A 19,088-nucleotide genomic window follows, 5' to 3' on the forward strand; every position below is an offset into this window, starting at 1 on the left:
TCACAACCAACATCGAACCTAAGACAACGCCAGATGGCAACGAAGAGGAACACCAACATGACGACGCTGACCACCGACGTGGCCGAGACGGGCCGGGGCCAACTGCAGTACAAGGTCAAGGACCTGAACCTCGCCGAGAGCGGCCGCAAGGAGATCCGCCTGGCCGAGGACGAGATGCCCGGCTTGATCGCGCTGCGTGAGAAGTACGGCAGCAAGAAGCCGCTCAAGGGCGTCAAGGTCGCCGGCAGCCTGCACATGACGGTGCAGACCGCCGTGCTGATCGAGACGCTCGTCGAGCTCGGCGCCGACGTCCGCTGGTGCTCGTGCAACATCTTCAGCACGGCCGACAACGCGGCCGCCGCGGTCGTGGTTGGTCGCCCCGAGGACGGCGGCACCCCCGAGAACCCCGCCGGCACGCCCGTCTTCGCCTGGAAGGGCGAGACGCTGGCCGAGTACTGGTGGTGCACCAAGCAGATGCTGACCTGGCCCGACGGCAGCGGTCCCGACCAGATCGTCGACGACGGCGGCGACGCCACGCTGCTGCTTCTCAAGGGCCAGGAGTTCGAGAAGGCCGGCAGCGTCCCCGCCTTCAACGAGGACAAGGACCCGGAGGAGTACAAGCACATCCTCAATACCATCCGGGACACGATTGACTCCAGCCCCGGCTGGTTCAGCAAGGTGACCCCCGAGGTCAAGGGCGTCAGCGAGGAGACCACCACGGGCGTCCACCGCCTCTACCAGTTCGCCGAGAAGGGCTCGCTGCCCTTCCCCGCCATCAACGTCAACGACAGCGTCACCAAGAGCAAGTTCGACAACGTCTACGGCTGCCGCCACAGCCTGATCGACGGGCTCAACCGCGCCACCGACGTCATGCTCAGCGGCAAGGTCGCGGTCGTCTGCGGCTACGGCGACGTGGGCAAGGGCTGCGTGCAGAGCCTGCGCGGCCAGGGCTGCCGCGTGATCGTCACCGAGATCGACCCGATCTGCGCCTTGCAGGCGTCGATGGAGGGCCTGGAGGTCAAGACCCTCGAGGACTTCATCGAGACCGCCGACATCTTCATCACGACGACCGGCAACAAGGACATCATCACGCTCGAGCACATGAAGCGGATGAAGGACAAGGCCATCGTCGGCAACATCGGGCACTTCGATAACGAGATCCAGATGGAGAAGCTGATGCGCGACGGCGACGTCGAGCGTCGCAACATCCGCCCGCAGTACGACGAGTTCTTCTTCAAGAGCATGGACAAGAGCATCCTCGTGCTCGCCGAGGGCCGCCTGCTGAACCTCGGCTGCGCCACCGGCCACCCCAGCTTCGTGATGAGCGCGAGCTTCACCAACCAGGTGATCGCCCAGATCGAGCTGCACGAGAACCTCGAGAACTACGAGAACAAGGTCTACGTGCTGCCCAAGCACCTCGACGAGATGGTCGCGCGTTTGCACCTGGACAAGCTGGGCGTGAAGCTCACGAAGATGAGCCAGGACCAGGCCGAGTACCTGGGCGTTCCGGTCGAGGGCCCGTACAAGCCCGATCACTATCGTTATTAAGCTTGAGCGCTCCGTACGGCCCTCCGGGCCGACACTCGCTCTCGCGTCGTTGACAAAGCAGGGAGGACCGCGTGCCTGTGCACGCGGTTTTCTTATGCCTTTGCGGCGTTGACGATGGCGAGGAAGTCGTCGGCCTTCAGGGATGCGCCGCCGATGAGGCCGCCGTCGATGTCGGGCTGGCCCATCAGTTCTTCGGCGTTGCCCGGCTTCATCGAGCCGCCGTAGATGACTCGGATCGCGTCGGCCGCGCTGCCCCCCAGCACGGTGCCGAGGACCGAGCGGATGCGCTCGTGGGCGGCCTGGGCGTCGCTCGCGCTCGCGGTCTTGCCGGTGCCGATGGCCCAGACGGGCTCGTAGGCGATGACCAGCAGATCGTTGCGGACGATGTTGGTGCCCGCGAGGGCCGAGCGGAGCTGGGCCTCGTTCACTTCGTCGGTCCGGCCCGACTCGCGCTCCTTGAGCGTCTCGCCGATGCACAGGACGGCCGTCAATCCCGCGCCCAGCACGGCCTTGAGCTTGGCGGCGATGCGTTCCTCGGGTTCCTTCAGCCCGTGCCGCCGCTCGCTGTGGCCGATGAGCACGGTGCTCACGCCGCACTCCTTGAGCATCTCGAGCGAGACGTCGCCGGTAAACGCCCCGTTGCCGTGGGGCGAGCAGTCCTGGGCGCCCAGCAGCAGCCCGGTCGCGCCCACGCTCGAGCGGATGGTCTCGAGCCACACGAAGGGCGGGTAGATGGCGACCTGCGCCCCGCTCCCCCCCACGTCGCTCACCGCCCGGCCGACGTCGGCGGCCAGCTCGAGGGCCTGGCCCCTCGTCGTGTTCATCTTCCAGTTGCCGCCGATGAAGGGGCGGCGCTTCGTGCCGGTGGGGGTGCTCATGGGTCAACCGTATGCGCCGCTGGCCGATTCGTGTTCGCCGAGTTCCTTCTCGAGCAGCCTCAGGTTCCGCGTGTTCGCCTTGTACCACGCGTCGGGGATCACGCCGACGACGGGGACCAGCCCGACCAGCCAGTCGAGCCCCAGGTTCGCGAGCATCTTGACGAGCACCCGCCGCCGCACGCCCGCCCGGCTGGCCTCCAAGATTGGATACAGGCTGATCACGAGCGAGGCCGTGTCGCCGACGACCGGCAGCAGGCTGATGATGGGGTCGAGGCCGAAGCGGTACTCGGTCCCCGGCACGCGATAGCGCGTGTCCATCCAGCGGGAGACGGTGCGGACGCGCTCGAGGGCGCGGGCGGCGCTGTGGGAGTCTTTCACGGGCATCGTGCAAGGCTACGGAGCGTCGCCGGGTGGCGGGGGGCGCGATGAGCGATGGTTCACGCCGGTGCCTCCGTGCGAGCCGCGTGCGTGAGCACACGGGCCTCAGTCGGGCGAACCTGCGTCGGTCTCGGGTTGCCCGCCCGGGTCTGCGGGGGGTTCGAGATACAGCTCTCCGCCCCGGGCACGGAGTTTGGCGACGGCGAGTTCGAGCTTCCGCTCGGCGGCGAGGCGCTTTTTCTCGGCGGCTTCGCCTTCGAAATCGAGGCGTTTGACTTCGAGTTCCCCGTCGATGGCTCGGATTTTGGCGTCGATCTCGCGAGACTCGGCGTCGAGCTTGCGTGCTTCGGCGTAGGTGCGTTCGGCTTCCGCCGCCTTAAGCCTTGCGGCGTTGTGGGCTTCGGCGGCTTGGGCAAGGTCGATGGCCTGCATCTTCTTGAGCTTGCAGTCGCGCAATTCGGTCAGCGGCTTGGCGATGCCCAGCCTGCAGGCATCGGCGACCCCGGTTGCGAAGCTCACGGCGAGGTACTCGGCGACAATCCTCGCGTTCTTCGTGACTCGGATCGGACTTGCGCTGAGCTTGCCGATCAGGTCGAGAATGGGGCCAATCGGCTCAAAAGGGGTCATGCCGGCACTCCTGCCTCGGCGCGCACGAGCGCGCCATCGACGGTGTATGTCAGCGCGTAGCCGGTGTGGACTTCGTGCAACTCGGAGAGAGCTTCGAAGACTTCTTGCAAGATGCCCTGGTCGGCGTCGCCAGGATCGATGGCGAGGCGAAAGCCCGGTGGCGGTACTGGCTCGGGCCAGCCGTCTGGCTCGCCATTTGGCCAAAGCGGACCTAAAGCGGCTGGATCAATCGGAGTGCCGTCATCAGCTCCAGCTCGCGCGGCGTGTGATTCCAACAGGAGTGCATCTGCCAGTTCACATCTGTAATGTCCAGGGTGATCAAAGTTTGCATACAGGTTAGCCGTAGTTGCAAGCGATGAAGTATTGGCGGCTAGTCCAGCCGAGGCGTCTGACTGTGATGATGCTGCGATGGCTGCGAAGTACATCGCGTAGAGCGCTGCGAAGCCAGGGTCCTCCGACGGTGCTCCGACAGACGCAGACTGCAATCGATCGAACCAGACTTGGGTGTCGTCGCGATGGGCGGACCCTCGTGCAACCTGAATCGCATAGCGCAAGCCCCGAGTCGCTTCCGAATGTGCTGTGCTCGGCACAACATCGCTAACGTTGGCGAAGTTCGCGACGCGAGACGCAGATCGCGCCGCGAAAGCCACACGATACAAATGTGGCATTTGCTCCAGAATCCAGTGAATCTTGTCGGCCGTGGGCTGCGGATCCATGGCAGGCCTCCTTCCAACCTACTACACACATGATGCCGCGAAGAGTCTAGGTACGATTCGATGACGTACAGAACCACGGATCTGAAAGGGTGCACGGCCGCGCCAGCCCCACGATCCAAGGCCTGTGCGCCGGTAATCTACAGAGCGCCATTGAGTTCGCTTTTTTGGGCAGAGCATACCGGACCCGGTCGCGCGTTGCAAGGGCATTACGAGCTCGAGCCGCGGCCTTGGACGCGCCATTTAGGGCTCCCGATCCTCTACCCGGGACCCCGAACGCGCTACTTGCGATGTCTGAGGCGCTATCTGGGATGCCTGATGCTGCATCTGGGATTCTGAACGTTCCATCTGGGATGCCTGATGCTCTCTCTACGTTGCCTAATGCTCCATCCGGGACTCCAAACATGCCATCAACGATCCCTGTTGGAGCATCGGGGTTGGGTTTGTGGACGTTGCGCCACGCGGCGTTGAGTGGTGACGTGCGGTTCTGGGACGCAGGCTGCCCTTCGAGCGTTCGGCCTGTCACGGTCGTGCGGGTTGTGCGGGCGGTTTGGGCCGCTTTTGCCGCGCATGCGGCATGGCGCAACGCGAGCGTCGCGCGGATCGTGACGACAACATCGGTGGCGACGGATGGGCCGCCGCCGGCACGAACATCGAGGGCCGCGTGCACGAGCGCGGGCCCGCCGCGAACAGGACCACGATCATGTCGACCGTCCCCCCCGGCCGTTCCGCCGCCATCACCTGGTTCACGCAGCGCCTGTCGACCTGGACCGCCAACGCCGAGCAGATCGGCTTGAGTTCGGCCCAGGTCACGAGCCTTACCGGACTTACCCAGACGGCCTCGAATTCGCTCTCGAACGCCAACCAGAAGCGCAACGAGAGCAAGGCCGCGACCCAGGATTTCCACAACGACGCCGACGCGATGCGCGAGCTGGGCACGAGCCTGGTCGCGACCATCAAGGCCTTCGCCAAGGCCAGCGGCGACCCCAGCGTCTACGCCCTGGCGCAGATCCCCGAGCCGGCCGACCCCGCGCCGACGCCCGCGCCCGGCCAGCCGTACGAGTTCGAGACCCAGATCCTCGTGAGTGGGGCGCTCCGCGTGCGCTTCAAGTGCGACAACCCCGGCGCCCAGGGCGGCACCGCCGGCGGCGTGAGCTACGAGGTCCGCCGCCAGGACAACGCGGCGGGCGGCTTCCCGATCATCCTGATCGCCGGCGAGCGCGAGTTCGTCGACCAGACGCTGCCCCCCGGCCTGAACACGGCCACGTACCGCATCACCGCCTTCCGCACCAGCGAGCGCGGCGACGCGGCGGAGTTCAACGTGCGGTTCGGCGTTGGCAACAACCAAGAGCAGACCGCGACCGTGACGGGCGGGACCGCGCCGACGGGCGGGCCGGACACGCCCGGCGGCGAGCAGAAGGCGGCGTAGGGGAGGAGGGGCATCGGGCGTCTGGAAGATGCGCGAGACGCACCATGAAGCGGGCAAGAGGCCCGCTTTTCTCATACCCGCTGCCTGATGCCCGATGCCTGGTGCCCCGCGCTAGCGGTCGAGCTCGGCCGCCACAACATTAATGCTGCCCAGGATCGCCACCACGTCCGCCAGCATGTGGCCCTCGGTCATGAGCGCCATGATCTGGTAGTTCATGAAGGTCGGCGGGCGGGTGCGGGCGCGCCAGGGGCGGGGGCCGCCGTCGCTCACGATGAAGTAGCCAAGCTCGCCGTTGGCCGTCTCCTGGGCGGCGTAGGCCTCGGCGACCGGCGGCTTCCAGCCGCGGTTGCTCATGATGAGCTCGAAGTGCTGGATGAGGCCCTCGATCGAGCCGTAGACCTCGTTCTTGGGCGGCTTGACCATCTTCGAGTCGGTGAAGGCGTTGATCGAGCCGCCGGGGATGTCGTCGATGAGCTGGTCGATGATCTTGACGCTTTGTTTAATCTCCTCGACGCGCACGAGGAAGCGGGTGTAGACGTCGCCCTGGTCGGCAACGGGCACCTGGAAGCGCACGGCCTCGGCGCCCTGGCCGTCCCAGTTGTCGGCGAAGCAGAGGTAGGGCGCGTCCTTCCTGAGGTCGCGCGCGACGCCCGACGAGCGGGCCATGGGGCCGGTGATGCTCCACGCGATGGCGTCTTCCTTGGAGAGGATGCCGATGTCGCGGGTGCGGTCCATGAAGATGCGGTTGCGCTCGACGAGGGTCTCGAGGTCCTTGATGGCGACGAGGCAGTCCTCGTGGCAGAAGGCCTTGACCATGCGCTGGAACGTTTCCTGGTCGGGCAGGTCCTGCATGGCGCCGCCGACGCGCGTCCAGTCGGGGTGGTACCGCTGGCCGCTGACGAAGTCCATGATGTCGTAGATCTTCTCGCGCGGGTTAAAACTGTAAAGGAAGCCGGTGATGGCCCCGAGGTCGAGGGCCGCAGCGCCGACGCACAGCAGGTGGTCCTGGATGCGCGCCAGCTCGGCGAGGATCGTGCGGAGGACCTTGCAGCGCGGCGTGATCTCGATGCCGAAGAGCGTTTCAACGGCGTTGTGCCAGGCGATGTCGTTGGCGATGGGGCTGAGGTAGTTCATCCGCGACACGATGGTCACGTACTGGTTGTAGTCCAGGGCCTCGCCAAGCTTCTCGAAGCCGCTGTGGAGGTAGCCGATGTGGGGCGTGCAGCGGGCGACGCGCTCGCCGTCGAGCTCGAGGACTAATCTGAGGGTCGTATGCGTTGCCGGGTGCTGGGGACCGAAGTTGAGCGTCCAGCGGTCGCCCGTGTCGGGTCGGTCGGCCAGGTAGCCGGTGGATTCGACGTCCAGGCCGTAGCCCTCGTCCGGTCGCATGGTGTAGGGCATGGGTGCTCCGCGTGGGTCGTGGCAAGCTGGCTCGGAATGGCTCGTGGCGGCTCTGCTGGCCCCTCAAGCGTGCGATGATAGACGCCGCTGGTGGGGCTTTGGCGGGGCCGCGAGCTACGATGGGGTGTCCCGCGTCGAGCCTGCCCACGCCCCAAAGCCAAACTGGCGCACGATCCCGAATCGCGAGAGCCACCGCCGCATGCGAATCTGCCTTGTCAGCCGAGAGGTCGCGCCCTTCTGGGGCGCCGGGATCGGGGTCTACGTCTCCCTGATGGCCCGGGCCTGGGCTGCCGCGGGGCACGAGGTCCACGTGCTGAGCGAGCCGCACCCGGGCATGCTCGAAGATGGGCCCAAGAGCCACCGGGGCGTCCGATTCCACGCGGTCGACATCGAGGCCGGCCAGTGCACGCTCGACGGCTTCCGCTGCCACCTCGAGCAGCACTCGATGGCCGTGCACGAGAAGCTGAGCGAGCTCCACGCGAAGCACCGGTTCGACTACGTCGAGTTCCCCGACTTCGGCGGCGAGGGCTGGCTGGCGCTCAAGGCCCGGCGGACGCTGGGCGCCTACGACGGCGCCGTCATGGCCATCCGCCTGCACACGCCGCTGGCCGACTGCATCGAGCTGAACGCCGACGCGATGCTCGACCGCGAGACGGCCCTGATCCTGGCGATCGAGGGCCAGGCCCTGCGGGACGCCGACGCGCTCGTGTCGCCCTGCACCAGCCTGCTCGAACGGGTTCGATCTCGGTACGGCCCCGACGTCGCGGACGACCGCAAGCCGGGCTTCGTCGTGCCCTACGCCTTCGACATGGCCAGCGTCGAGGAGCTGGGCAAGGGTCCGGCCGAGACGTACGAGCGGCCGACCATCCTCTTCTACGGCCGTGCCGAGCGGCGCAAGGGCGTGCACCTGCTCGTGCCCGCGGCCCAGCAGCTCATGGACGAGGGGCTGGACTTCGACGTCCGCTTCATCGGCGGCGACACCATGACCGGGCCGGCCTGCGGTTCGATGCGGCGGCACCTCGAGAAGCTGGCCAGTCGCGCCCACGCTGAGCGCTTCCGCTTCGACCCGCCCCGCCCGAGGGCCGAGCTCGGCCCGGCCATCCGCGGCGCGACGGCCTGCTGCTTCCCGTCGCTGTGGGAGAACTATCCCAACGTGTGCCTGGAGGCCCTCGCGCTCGGCAAGCTCGTGGTCGGGTCGAACGCCGGCGGCATGAGCGAGCAGATCGAGGACGGCGTCAGCGGCCTGCTCTTCGAGAGCGGCAGCATCGAGAGCCTGAAGGCCGCGCTCCGCCGGACGCTGACCGACGGCGACCTGCGGGAGAAGGTCAAGGCGACGGCGCCCGAATGCGTCGCGACGGCGTGCGAGCCGGGCCGGATCGTGCGCGAGACGAGCGCCGCCATCGCCATCGCGCGCGAGCGCATGGAAAAGACCGTCGATTTCGATAACGCAGCGTCGGTCACCAGCAACGGCACGACGACGCCCGACGCCTCCATCATCATCCCCTTCTACAACATGGCCCGCTGGCTGCCCCAGACGCTTGAGAGCGCCAAGGCCCAGACGCACGCCAACACCGAGATCATCGTCGTTGACGATGGCTCGACCGACCCGGCCGGCATCGCCATGATCGACCAGCTCGATCGCGACGAGTCGGTGCGCGTGGTCCGCAAGCGCAACGGCGGGCTGGGCGACGCCCGGAACGCAGGCATCGCCGCCGCACGCGCGCAGTGGGTCGTGCCGCTCGACGCCGACGACCTGCTGCACCCGACCTTCGTCGCCAAGACGCTGCACGCCGCCCGGCAGCCGAGCACGTCGAGCCGGCCGCTGGCGATGGTGACGTCGATCGTGGCGGCGTTCCCCGATCCGCCTGGCACGCACGAGGACGCCCCGTGGGTCTGGCTGCCGCTGGGCCTGGAGCGTGACATGCTGCCGGCGGCCAACGTCTGCTCGTGCTGCGTGGCGCTGATTGAGAAGGACGCCATCGAGGCGGTGGGCGGCTACGACGCCTGGCTGACCAGCTACGAGGACTGGGACTTCTACTGCGCCCTGGCGAGCAAGGGCTACCGCTGCGAGATCGTCCCCGAGCGACTGATCTACTACCGCCAGCGGCAGGAGTCGATGCGACACGAGATCGGCGAGCCGAACCTGGTGCGGTTTAGGGCGCTCATCACCCAGCGGCACCCGCGGCTCGCCGAGCATCCAGAGATCGCGCTTCGGATCCTGGCCGGGGAGCTTCGACAGCACGAGTCGGTGTACCTGCGCAACCCGCGGTACCAGGCGATCGATCGCATCAATGCGGCGTTCAAGCGAACGCCCCTGCACCGCCCGCTCAAGAGCCTGGTGCTCCGCACGCTGGGCGTTGGCGCGATGGACTGATCGGGGCGGTGCGCTGCTAGACTCTGCTGGTTCGTTCGTCCGCCGCACGCTTGACCTCCCCCGGGACCGCGCATGCCCCAGAACGCCGCCGATGCCCGCTCCCTTCCGCTGCCGGTCTTGAACAACGCGCCGCCCCGGCCCGTCTCGGAGACGGACGATTGGGAAAAGAAAGAGAAGTGCGCGGTCTTCGGCATCTGGGCCGGGGCGCATGGCCATGCTCGGCCGGTCCATACCACGTACACCGCCCTCTACGCGCTGCAGCACCGAGGGCAGGAGTCGGCGGGCGTCGCGGTCAGCGGCGAGGCCGGCATTAGCGGGCACACGGGCATGGGGCTGGTGCCCGAGGTCTTCCCGCCTCGGGTGCTCGCGACGCTGGCCGACGCCAACCCACGCGCGGCGATCGGGCACAATCGCTATAGCACCACCGGCGCCAGCCTGGCGACGAACGCCCAGCCGTTAGTGCAGACCACCGCCCAAGGGCGCGTCGCCGTCGCCCACAACGGCAACCTCGTGAACGCGAGCGCCCTCCGGCACGCCTTCGGCGAGAACGGGCACATCTTTCATACCTCGAGCGACACCGAGGTCATCATCCACCTGCTGGCCGCGCCGCAGCAGCAGCGGACGCCCGATCCGCTGGCGGCCACGCTCCGGCGCTTGCAGGGCGCCTACTCGCTGGTGATCCTGTTCGAGGATCGGATCGAGGCGGCCCGCGACCCTTGGGGCTGGCGACCGCTGGTGCTGGGCCAGATGGAAGACGGCTCGCCCGTGGTGGCCAGCGAGACGGTGGCACTCGACGTCATCGGCGCCACGCTCGTGCGCGAGGTCGAGCCCGGCGAGATCGTCACGCTGGACGACTCGGGCGTGCACAGCCGCCGGTTTGCGCCCTCGGCGAGCCCCTCGGCCCTGTGCGTCTTCGAGCACGTGTACTTCGCCAGCCCGGCCAGCGATGTGTTCGGCCAGAACGTGCAGGTGTTCCGCGAGAGCCTGGGCGCCGCCCTGTGGAAGGAGGACCCGATCCTCCGCGAGGCGCCGGCCGACTACGTGATGCCCATGCCCGACTCGGGCCGCAGCGCCGCGAACGGCTACGCGCGGGCCAGTGGCATTCCGTACCGCGAGGCCATCGTGCCCAACCGGTACGTGGGACGGACGTTCATCAAGCCCACCCAGCACGAACGCGAAATCGCCGTTCGGCTGAAGCTCAACGTCATCGCCGAGCTCGTGCGCGGCAAGCGGGTGGTCGTGGTCGATGACTCGGTCGTGCGAGGCACCACGACGCGACTGAAGATGCGACAGATCTACGAAGCCGGCGCCGCGGAAGTACACCTGCGCATCAGTTGTCCGCCCATCCGTCACCCGTGCTACTTCGGCGTCGACTTCGCAACCCGCGACCAGCTGATCGCCAACGGCCGCAGCGTCGAGGACATCCGCGAGTACCTGGGCGTCGACAGCTTGCACTTCCTCTCGCTCGATGGGTTGTTGAGCTGTGCCAGGCACGAGCCCGATCGGTATTGCACGGCATGTTGGAGCGGCGACTATCGCATCGACGTGACCCATCCCACCACCGATCAGTTCGTCGAGCCCCAGCAGGAGCGGATGTTCGACCTGACGCCCTCGCCCGGCGGCAACGGACAGGATCGGTGACCCGTGGCCGGCCGAGCGACACGCCCGGCCGTGCTGCTGCCCGTGGTCGTGTTCGGGCTGCTGGGGGCGTGCGTGGGGGTTGCGTCGTCGGTCGTGGCCGTGCTGACGCCCGACGGCGGCCAGCACTCGGCGCGCACCAGCACCCGCTACGACCTGGCCGATGACCTGACGATCTATGTTTTTACCGTCGAGCGGCCCGGCTACTCGCTCATGTCGGTGACCGGGCCCATGCCGACGTGGGCCGCGGACGCGCTGGACAAGGACCGCAGCCAGCTCATCCCGATCGGCGACGGAGATCCACGGCCGCGTTGGCTGAGGGCTGCAGACGCCCAGGACCCGCAGACTGCACGGGGGATCAAGGCCGGCTGGCCGTTCCGCGGGCTGTGGGGCCGGACGGTCTACAACGTCAACCACAGGCCCAATCGCACGCACACGGGGCTCGCGCACGTCACGGTGCGCAACGCGCAGCACGCCTTTCCATGGCGGCCCCTGTGGCCCGGGTTCATCGCGAACATGCTGGTGTATGGCGGCGTGATGCTGGCGGTCTGGTACGCGGCGGTCTATGCCGTGCGGTGGCGACGGGGACGGCGCGGGAAATGCCCGCACTGCGCCTATCCGGTGCAGTCCGGCTCGAGTTTGTGCCCTGAGTGCGGCTACGCCTTTGCGCCGACCTCGACCGGCTCGAGCACGGGCTCGGCGGCATCCTCGGCGTCGTCAGCCCAGACGACCTCGACCTTGACGTCGAAGAGCTCGAGCAGCGACGACAAGTGACGTGCCACGCTGCGCTTCGCTTCGGCAAGGTACTTGGGCTCCTTGCTCTCGTACAGCTTCGCGGCGTCGCGCTGGGCGGCGGTCATGAGCTCGGTCTGGCGCTCGGCGGTCATTGGGATGACGTCGAACAGGCCCAGCACCCGGCCGTGCTGGATGTCGTACGGTGTGACGTCCGAGAGCCGCAGCACGCCGTCGATCTCCGGCAGCGTCACGCGGTAGCGGTTGACGCCGATCTGCTCGATGTCGGTGTGCTCGATGCGGGTCAGGTCGATCGAGTACTGCTTCTCGAAGTGGAAGATCATCGCGACCTTGGCCTGGCTCAGCAGCAGCGGGGGCATCCACTGGAATCCGCGCGAGGCCGTGGCGATCTCCTTCACCATCACTTCGAGCCCGACCAGCCTACCAACGGACCGCACACGCTCGGCCAGCACGATCGTCTGGTCGACCTTCGGCGGTTCGGCGTCGCTGCGCCGGCGGCTCGCGCGATGACGCCAGACGAGCAGCACTGCGGCGGCGAGAAGACCGCCCGCGACGAAGGTCACGACGACGAGACCGAGGATTTCGAGGATTCCCATGCTTCTTCCTTGGGATTGGCGGTCCGCCGGTTGCGGCGACCGGCGGACCGCTTTAGGAGGCGGCGGGCTTCTCGGACTTTTCTGCGTCCAGGGCCATCTCGAACGGCCGGACCATCAGGTGCACGCCCGCGGCGACAAGCACCACGAACACGATGAACACCACGAGGGCCACCGCACTCGAGACGAAACCGCCGGCGGCGACCAAGGATTCCCGGAGCGGCTTTGCAGGCCCGATAAACGAAAGCGAGGCCAATCCGCCGCCGACCAAGAGCAGCAGGGCACCCAGGGCGACCCGCCGCCACGCCGATGCTCTTGGGCCGAGCACCAGGACGATCGCCCACACGCCCAGGGCCGCCGCGATGAGCAGGCGACCGCCGAGCATGGGAACCAGCAGCGTGGAGCCCAGCGTGTTGCGGCCGGCGACGGTGCTCAGGAATCCGGCGATGGCAGCGCATCCGGCGATTGTGGCAAGGGTCATCGGCAGCCCGTCGCGCTGGTATCCCAGGCCGACGAGGACGAGGCCGATGCCGCAGCCGAGCAGCACTGGCTCGAACAGGAGCATGGGCCAGACGAGGTTCTCGATGGAGAAGGCGGCCAGGTACAGGCCGACGAGGGCCGATAACCCAAGGACGGCTCCACCCCCGACGTACAGCAGATTGGCCTTGCGATTGCGTGTCACGGATCCATTATCGGCTTGATCTGCGGGTCGATCCGGCCGGCTCGGAGCCCCGAGGGGATTTGGGCTCGATTTTGGGCTTCCTTCGGGCCGATAGGCCTGTTGGTGGCAGCGGGGGGAGGGTCCCTCGGCGGGCAAGGAGGTCTGCGATGGGTGGCATCACGTCGGGCATCGGGCTGGCCAGCGGTCTGGACACGGCATCGATCATCCAGCAGCTGCTCTCCTTGGAAGCGCGGCCCAGGATCTTGGCGCAGCAGCGGCTGAGCTCCATCAAGGTACAGCAGTCGGCGTACCTGGACATCAACTCTCGCCTGCAGAACCTGCGCAGCATCGTGAGTGGTCTGCGCACGCAGCCGGTCTTCGACGCCAAGAAGGCCACGAGCAGCGACGAGTCGATCCTGACAGCGACGGCGTCCGCCGGGGCCGCCGCGGGGTCGTACACCTTCCTGGTCGACCGACTCGTGAGTGCCGAGCAGTGGCTGACGCGGGGCTTCTCGTCGGCCGACGACGTGCCGGTGGGGGCCGACGCGTTCACGTTCGAGGGGGCCGAGGCGCGGCTGGACTCTGATACGGCGTTGGCCGACCTGAACGGCGGCAACGGCATCACCCGCGGCAAGATCCGCATCGATGATGGGACGACCTCGGCCGAGATCGACCTCTCGAAGGTCGCCACGGTCAGCGAGGTGCTCGACGCCATCAACGCCGCCGACTTGGACGTCACCGCCTCGGTGCGAGGTGGTAGCTTCGTACTGACGGCCGGCTCGGGCTTGGGCAGCGACATCACGGTGACGAACGCGGGCTCGGCCGAGGTTGCCGAGTCGCTCGGGCTCGCCACGGGCGGCACCGTGCTGAGTGCGGATCTGGTCGGGACGAACGTGTACGGCCTGTCCGAGACGACGGCCCTGTCGGTCCTCAACGACGGACGCGGCGTGTTCGCCAACGAGATCATTGGCCAGACGGCCGACTTCACCATCTCGGTGAACGGGGATGCGCGGTCGATCCGGCTTGGTGCGCTCTACGACACGGAAGGCGAGCTCATCGAGGGCAAGGCGGCGACCGTCGGCGACGCGCTGACGCGCATCAACGATGCGCTCAGTGGCACCGGCGTGACGGCGGAGATCAACGCCGACGGCGATGGCTTCGACCTCGTCGACTCGCTCGGGCTGAACACCATCGAGGTCGCCGACGGCACGGGATTGCTCGGTAGCGCGATGGAAGACCTGGGCTTTTCCGCTGGCACGACGGTGGGTTCGGTTGCGGGCGACGTGGTGCTGGCGGGCATGAACAGCACGCTGCTGTCGGGCTTGCGTGGCGCGGCCGACGACCTGGGCGACGGCATCCTGCAGGTGCGTGCTCGCGACGGCAGCGTCTTCAACGTCACGATCTCCGACTTCGATACCGACGTGAATGGCCTGTTGACGCAGCTTCAGGACCAGATCGATCCGACCAAGATCACCGTCGGGCTCGACGAGATGGGTACCGGGCTCACCTTTACCGACGTATCGGGCGGGATCGGCAACCTCTCGGTCGTGGGGTCGGGCGGCCCGAGTGACACCGCGGTTGCCCTCGGGATCAGCACGGGCACGGGCGGTGTCGCCCAGGACGTCTTCACGGGCGATCGCATCCAGCGACAGTACGTGGGCCTGAATACGCTCGTGTCGGACCTGAACAACGGCGACGGCATCGGTACGGGCACGTTCCGCATCATCGACTCGACCGGAACCGCGACCGAGGTCGAGATCGATGGCGATATTCGTACTGTCTCGGACCTCATCCGGACGGTCAATTCGGCCATCGCGGGCGACGACGTCTCGATCCGCATCAACGACAACGGCGATGGCTTCGTCGTTGAGGATGCGGCTGGAGGGGCGTCGAAGCTGCTGATCGAGGATCTCTCGGGGCAGGTTGCCGCGTCGCTGCGGCTCGACGGAGAGGCGGAGGATGCGGGCGACAACCGCATCGTGGGCAGCTATGAGACGCGGATCGAGTTCGAGGCCGACGACTCGTTGCGCGACGTGATGACGAAGATCAACGAGGCTGGCGTGGGCGTGACGGCGTCCATCCTCAACGAGGGCGTGGGCGCCAACCCGTTCCGCCTGAGCCTGAGTGCGCGCGACGCGGGCGTGGCCGGCCGGACGCTGATCGACACCGGCGGGTTCGACCTGGGGCTGACCAAGCTGCAGGAGGGCCTTGACGCCAAGGCGTTCTTCGGCTCAACCGATCCGGCCCAGGCAGTGCTGTTCACCAGTTCGTCCAACACGGTGACGGACGTCTTCGAGGGCCTGACGCTCAACCTGCAGTCTGCCAGCGACGAGGCCGTCACGATCAACGTGGCGTCGGATCGCGGCGAGCTCGAAAGCAAGATCGAAGAATTCGTAGGTGCGTTCAACGAAACGCTGGATCGCATCGACTTCCAGAGCCGCTTCGACGAAGAGACCGAGGCCCGTGGGCCGCTGCTGGGCGACAGCACGCTCTTGAACCTCAAGAACGCGATGATGAGCACCATCCTCGGCGGGCCGCTCAACGTATCCGGCCGCTACAGCAACCTCAGCCAGGTGGGCATCACCGTGGGCGAAGGCGGACGGCTCGAGCTCGACAAGGACGTGCTCCAGGACGCCATCGAAACCGATCCGCAGGCCGTCGAGGACCTGCTGATCAAGCGCGACATCGACCAGTCGGGTGGCACGCGGACGCTCGGTGAGGGCATTACCGTCACCGATCCATTGGCCCGCGAGACGTTCTCGGCCCTGGGCGTGTTTGCCCGGGTCGAAGAGCTGAGCCGCACGTACATCGACTCGGTGGACGGCGTGCTGACGGCTCGGGGCCAGGCGCTCGAGAACCAGGTTCGGCTGCAGGAAGACCGCATCGAGTTCTTCGATCAGAAGCTGGCCACCAGGCAGACTCAGCTCCAGCGCGAGTTTGCGTCGCTCGAGACGATCATCAGCAACTTCCAGGCCCAGCAAGCCGCGCTGGCATCCTTGACGGGATAAACGAGTTTCTGCTGAACCCTCCCGGGCCTTCAGCCGATTGGAGAGTCATGCCTACTGAATCGGCCATGTCTTACCTGCGATCCCAGGTGATGAGCGCCTCGCCCGCCGAGTTGCGCCTGCTGCTCCTGGATGGAGCCATCCGCTTCGGCCTGCAGGGCAAGCAGGGCCTGATCGACAAGAACTTCGAGCAGAGCTACGAGGGCATCAGCCAGTGCCGTGCCATCATCACCGAATTGGCGGTGGGCGTCGATCGGAAGGTCGATCCGGACCTGTGCGACCGCGTGACGAGCCTGTTCATGTTCATGTTCGGCGAACTTACGCAGGCGAGCATGGACAAGGATCCTGAACGCGTGCAAGCCGTGATCGAGCTGCTGGAGTTCGAACGCGAGACCTGGAAGCTGGCGATGGACCGCGTGAAGCAGGACAAGGCGAGCGGTCAGGACACCGGCCAATCTGCGGCAGCGACATCCGCGTCGAACGTCGAGTCACGGCCTTCGTCGCTCAGCGTGCAGGCATAGCGGCCGATTCGGCCATTCGCTCGGCGAGCACTTCGTACGCAAACCTTGGTTGCACGTCTCGCGCGAGCAGGCTCGAGCATGCGGCGATGGCCTCGAGCGCTTCGGGGCCGAGCGTGCCGTTGCGCAGCTCCCGCCGAGCCCACGTGGCGATGACGCCGAGCGCCAGGCCGTGGGCGGTGCGGTTGGCGGCGTCCTTGCTCGCCGCGGGGTGGGCCTTCACCCAGGCCTCGGACCACTCGGAGGCGAGCTTGGCGCAGGCGTCGGCGAGCGAGCCATCGTCGTTGCCCGCGGCAGCGGCCTTGGCCAGCGGCACGAGCCGGTCGGGCCAGGCAACGACGCCGGTGTTCAACATAAGCTCGGCCATGCCTGGTGAGCCGTCGGCCAGATGGAGAACGGTCGAGCGTTCAGCGTCGCCGATGGCGCCTTGGCGGTCGAGCCAGGCTCGCATCGCATTGGTATCGACCGGTCCGAGGCGTAAACGTTGGCAGCGACTGTGGATCGTGGGGAGCAGGTCGTGTGGACGGTCGGCAACCAGGATGATGACGGTGCGCGGCGGCGGCTCTTCGAGCGTCTTGAGCAGGTGGTTTTGGCCTTCACGCGCGAGCAGGTGCGCCTCGTCGATGATGCAGACCTTCGCGGCCTGCCCGCCGGGCAGGGATGAGGTGCGGGCGACGGCTGGGTCGAAGAATTCCTTGAGCACGTCGATGGAGATCGTGCGCTGCTTCTTCTTGCGCAGTTCGGCGTCTTCGCTGTAGCTAGCCAGTTCCTTGGAGATCAGCGTGAGATCCGGATGGGCGCCGCCTTGGAGGAGTTCCTGCGCCTCGTCGCGATCGGGGCCCGCGTCGGGAGTCAGGAGCGCGGCGGCGAAGGCCAGCGCCAGCGTGCGCTTGCCCACGCCCGGCGGGCCCTGGAACATCCATGCGTGCGGCACACGGTCGGCGACGAGGGTCTTGCGGAGGAACGCGACGGCTTCGCCCTGGCCCAGTAGGTCGTCGAGCGAGCCAGCGGCCAACGCCCGCTCGGGCAGCGGGTCAGGCTCTCGCGTTGCGGCTTTGCGGGTGCGTTTGGCCATGCCAAGTCGAGGCTAGGCCGCGGCCGTTGGGTCAGGTGCTGCGCAGCCGGTTGCGGCCGTTGAGGGCGGCGACCTTGTAGCACTCGGCCAGCGTCGGGTAGTTGAAGACGGTGTGGACGAAGTAGTCGAGCGTGCCGCCCAGGGCCATGACGGCCTGGCCGATGTGGACGATCTCGGTGGCACCGGCGCCGATGACGTGGACGCCCAGGATGTGCTGGGTCTCCTGGTGGATCAACAGCTTGAGCATGCCCAGTTCGTCGCCCAGGAGCTGGCCGCGGGCGATCTCGTCGTACTGGGCGACGCCCGACTCGAAGGGGATGTTCTCTTCGGTCAGCTCCTTCTCGGTCTTGCCGACCATCGAGATCTCGGGGATGGAGTAGACGCCGTAGGGCAGGGTTCCGGATTGCTCGGGCAGACGCACTTCGAACATGTGGCAGGCGGCATGGCGGCCCTGTTCCATGCTCGTGCTGGCCAGGGCCGGAAAGCCCACCACGTCGCCGGCAGCGTAGATGTGCTCGACGGCGGTCTGGTAGTGCTCGTTGACCTCGATGCGGCCGCGCTTGTCGGCGCTGAGCCCGGCGGCCTGCAGATTGAGCGCTTCGGTCGCGCCCTGGCGGCCGACGCAATACAGCAGGCAGTCGGCCCGGATCGTCTTACCGCTTTCGAGGTACACCTCGGCCATCTGCTTGTTGCCGCTGCGGGCAAGATCAGGCGGATCGATGACCGTGATCTTCACGGCCTTCTCGCCCAATCGGAGCGTCATGCCCCGCTTGCGGAGGTGGAACTGCAGCGCTTCGGTAATTTCCTCGTCGACGAAGCCGAGCAACTCGCGTCGACCCTCGATGAGCGTGACTCGCACGCCCAGGGCGGTGAGCATCGAGGCGTACTCGGTACCGATCACGCCGCCTCCGATGACGATCATGGTGGCGGGCAGGTACTCGAGCTGCATCAGTTCATCGCTGGTGATGACGTTCTGGCCGTCGAAGGGGATGTCTTCGGGCCGGGCCGGACTCGCGCCGACGGCGATCAGGAACTTGTCAGCCTTGACCTCCGAGACGCTGGTTCCTGCAACCCGGATCGTGTGCGGGTCGAGGAACGAAGCTTCGCCGTACGCGACATCGATGCCGTTGGACGCAAAGTGGCCGGCAACCTTGCCGACCTCGTGGCGGATGACCTTGTTGGCGGCATCGAGCAGCCCCGCAAAGGACTGGCTGCGGGCGGCCATGAAGTCGCTCTCGGTGGGCAGCAAGCTCTGATTGCCGCTGGTTCCGAGGATGGCCTCGCGTAGTGCCTTGCTGGGAATGGTGCCGGTATTGACCGCAACACCGCCGACCTCGCGGAGGCGTTCCACGACGCAGACGCGTTTGCCGAGCTTTGCCGACTGGATGGCAGCCCGCTGGCCGGCCGGTCCACTTCCGATGACGCAGAGGTCGTAGGTCGCCATGGCTTCCGTGCTCCCGATGCCGCCATCGGGGAGCGTCCGCGCCCGTCTGACGA

16 protein-coding genes are annotated in these 19,088 nt (G+C 67.1%); 7 read left to right on the top strand and 9 right to left on the bottom strand.

Features of this window, described 5'->3' with window-relative positions; genetic code table 11:
• Positions 1 to 33: 33 nt before the first annotated feature.
• Positions 34 to 1,548, top strand: coding sequence for an adenosylhomocysteinase (gene ahcY, locus RIA68_01145; GenBank protein MEQ8316036.1), 1,515 nt, complete (start codon positions 34 to 36; stop codon positions 1,546 to 1,548).
• Between the two features lie 92 nt (positions 1,549 to 1,640).
• Here the strand turns inward: ahcY and tpiA are convergent, their stop codons facing one another.
• The 4 genes from tpiA to RIA68_01165 all read right to left on the bottom strand — a co-directional run bounded on the left by tpiA (position 1,641) and on the right by RIA68_01165 (position 4,147).
• Positions 1,641 to 2,426, bottom strand: a complete 786-nt coding sequence (gene tpiA / locus RIA68_01150) for a triose-phosphate isomerase (protein MEQ8316037.1) — start codon at positions 2,424 to 2,426, stop codon at positions 1,641 to 1,643.
• Between the two features lie 3 nt (positions 2,427 to 2,429).
• Positions 2,430 to 2,810 (bottom strand): DUF4112 domain-containing protein, encoded by a 381-nt coding sequence (locus RIA68_01155; GenBank protein MEQ8316038.1) that lies wholly within the window; start codon positions 2,808 to 2,810, stop codon positions 2,430 to 2,432.
• 99 nt (positions 2,811 to 2,909) lie between these two features.
• Complete coding sequence (locus tag RIA68_01160) at positions 2,910 to 3,431, bottom strand: hypothetical protein (GenBank protein ID MEQ8316039.1); 522 nt, start codon at positions 3,429 to 3,431, stop codon at positions 2,910 to 2,912.
• Positions 3,428 to 4,147, bottom strand: a complete 720-nt coding sequence (locus RIA68_01165) for a hypothetical protein (protein ID MEQ8316040.1) — start codon at positions 4,145 to 4,147, stop codon at positions 3,428 to 3,430. Before RIA68_01165 ends, RIA68_01160 begins: the two co-directional genes overlap by 4 nt.
• Before the next feature lie 574 nt (positions 4,148 to 4,721).
• Here RIA68_01165 and RIA68_01170 point away from each other — a divergent pair.
• Positions 4,722 to 5,573 (top strand): hypothetical protein, encoded by an 852-nt coding sequence (locus RIA68_01170; GenBank protein MEQ8316041.1) that lies wholly within the window; start codon positions 4,722 to 4,724, stop codon positions 5,571 to 5,573.
• 111 nt (positions 5,574 to 5,684) lie between these two features.
• Here RIA68_01170 and RIA68_01175 read toward each other — a convergent pair whose 3' ends face one another.
• Complete coding sequence (locus tag RIA68_01175) at positions 5,685 to 6,974, bottom strand: NADH-quinone oxidoreductase subunit D (GenBank protein MEQ8316042.1); 1,290 nt, start codon at positions 6,972 to 6,974, stop codon at positions 5,685 to 5,687.
• Between the two features lie 199 nt (positions 6,975 to 7,173).
• Between RIA68_01175 and RIA68_01180 the strand changes: the two genes are divergently transcribed.
• From RIA68_01180 to RIA68_01190, 3 genes are all read left to right on the top strand, one after another.
• Positions 7,174 to 9,348, top strand: coding sequence for a glycosyltransferase (locus tag RIA68_01180; protein ID MEQ8316043.1), 2,175 nt, complete (start codon positions 7,174 to 7,176; stop codon positions 9,346 to 9,348).
• 72 nt (positions 9,349 to 9,420) lie between these two features.
• A complete protein-coding gene (gene purF / locus RIA68_01185) occupies positions 9,421 to 10,989 on the top strand; it encodes an amidophosphoribosyltransferase (GenBank protein ID MEQ8316044.1) in 1,569 nt (522 codons plus the stop codon).
• Positions 10,990 to 10,992: 3 nt separating this feature from the next.
• Positions 10,993 to 11,760: a hypothetical protein gene (locus tag RIA68_01190; protein MEQ8316045.1), complete on the top strand. Its 768-nt coding sequence runs from the start codon at positions 10,993 to 10,995 to the stop codon at positions 11,758 to 11,760.
• Here RIA68_01190 and RIA68_01195 read toward each other — a convergent pair.
• Positions 11,643 to 12,335 (bottom strand): DUF4230 domain-containing protein, encoded by a 693-nt coding sequence (locus RIA68_01195; protein ID MEQ8316046.1) that lies wholly within the window; start codon positions 12,333 to 12,335, stop codon positions 11,643 to 11,645. The genes RIA68_01190 and RIA68_01195 overlap by 118 nt on opposite strands.
• 52 nt (positions 12,336 to 12,387) lie before the next feature.
• Positions 12,388 to 13,014: a hypothetical protein gene (locus tag RIA68_01200; protein MEQ8316047.1), complete on the bottom strand. Its 627-nt coding sequence runs from the start codon at positions 13,012 to 13,014 to the stop codon at positions 12,388 to 12,390.
• A gap of 146 nt (positions 13,015 to 13,160) precedes the next feature.
• Between RIA68_01200 and fliD the strand changes: the two genes are divergently transcribed.
• Together fliD and fliS are read left to right on the top strand one after the other, a co-directional pair.
• Entirely contained in the window at positions 13,161 to 16,001 is a 2,841-nt protein-coding gene (gene fliD / locus RIA68_01205) for a flagellar filament capping protein FliD (protein MEQ8316048.1), read from the top strand.
• 47 nt (positions 16,002 to 16,048) lie between these two features.
• Entirely contained in the window at positions 16,049 to 16,519 is a 471-nt protein-coding gene (gene fliS, locus RIA68_01210) for a flagellar export chaperone FliS (protein MEQ8316049.1), read from the top strand.
• Here the strand turns inward: fliS and RIA68_01215 are convergent.
• Both RIA68_01215 and sthA read right to left on the bottom strand, forming a co-directional pair.
• Positions 16,503 to 17,591, bottom strand: a complete 1,089-nt coding sequence (locus RIA68_01215; GenBank protein MEQ8316050.1) for an AAA family ATPase — start codon at positions 17,589 to 17,591, stop codon at positions 16,503 to 16,505. The genes fliS and RIA68_01215 overlap by 17 nt on opposite strands.
• A 31-nt stretch (positions 17,592 to 17,622) precedes the next feature.
• Entirely contained in the window at positions 17,623 to 19,035 is a 1,413-nt protein-coding gene (sthA, locus tag RIA68_01220; GenBank protein ID MEQ8316051.1) for a Si-specific NAD(P)(+) transhydrogenase, read from the bottom strand.
• Positions 19,036 to 19,088: the final 53 nt, after the last annotated feature.

The sequence above is a fragment of the Phycisphaerales bacterium genome, from assembly GCA_040217175.1.
In the GTDB taxonomy this organism is placed as follows: domain Bacteria; phylum Planctomycetota; class Phycisphaerae; order Phycisphaerales; family UBA1924; genus JAHCJI01.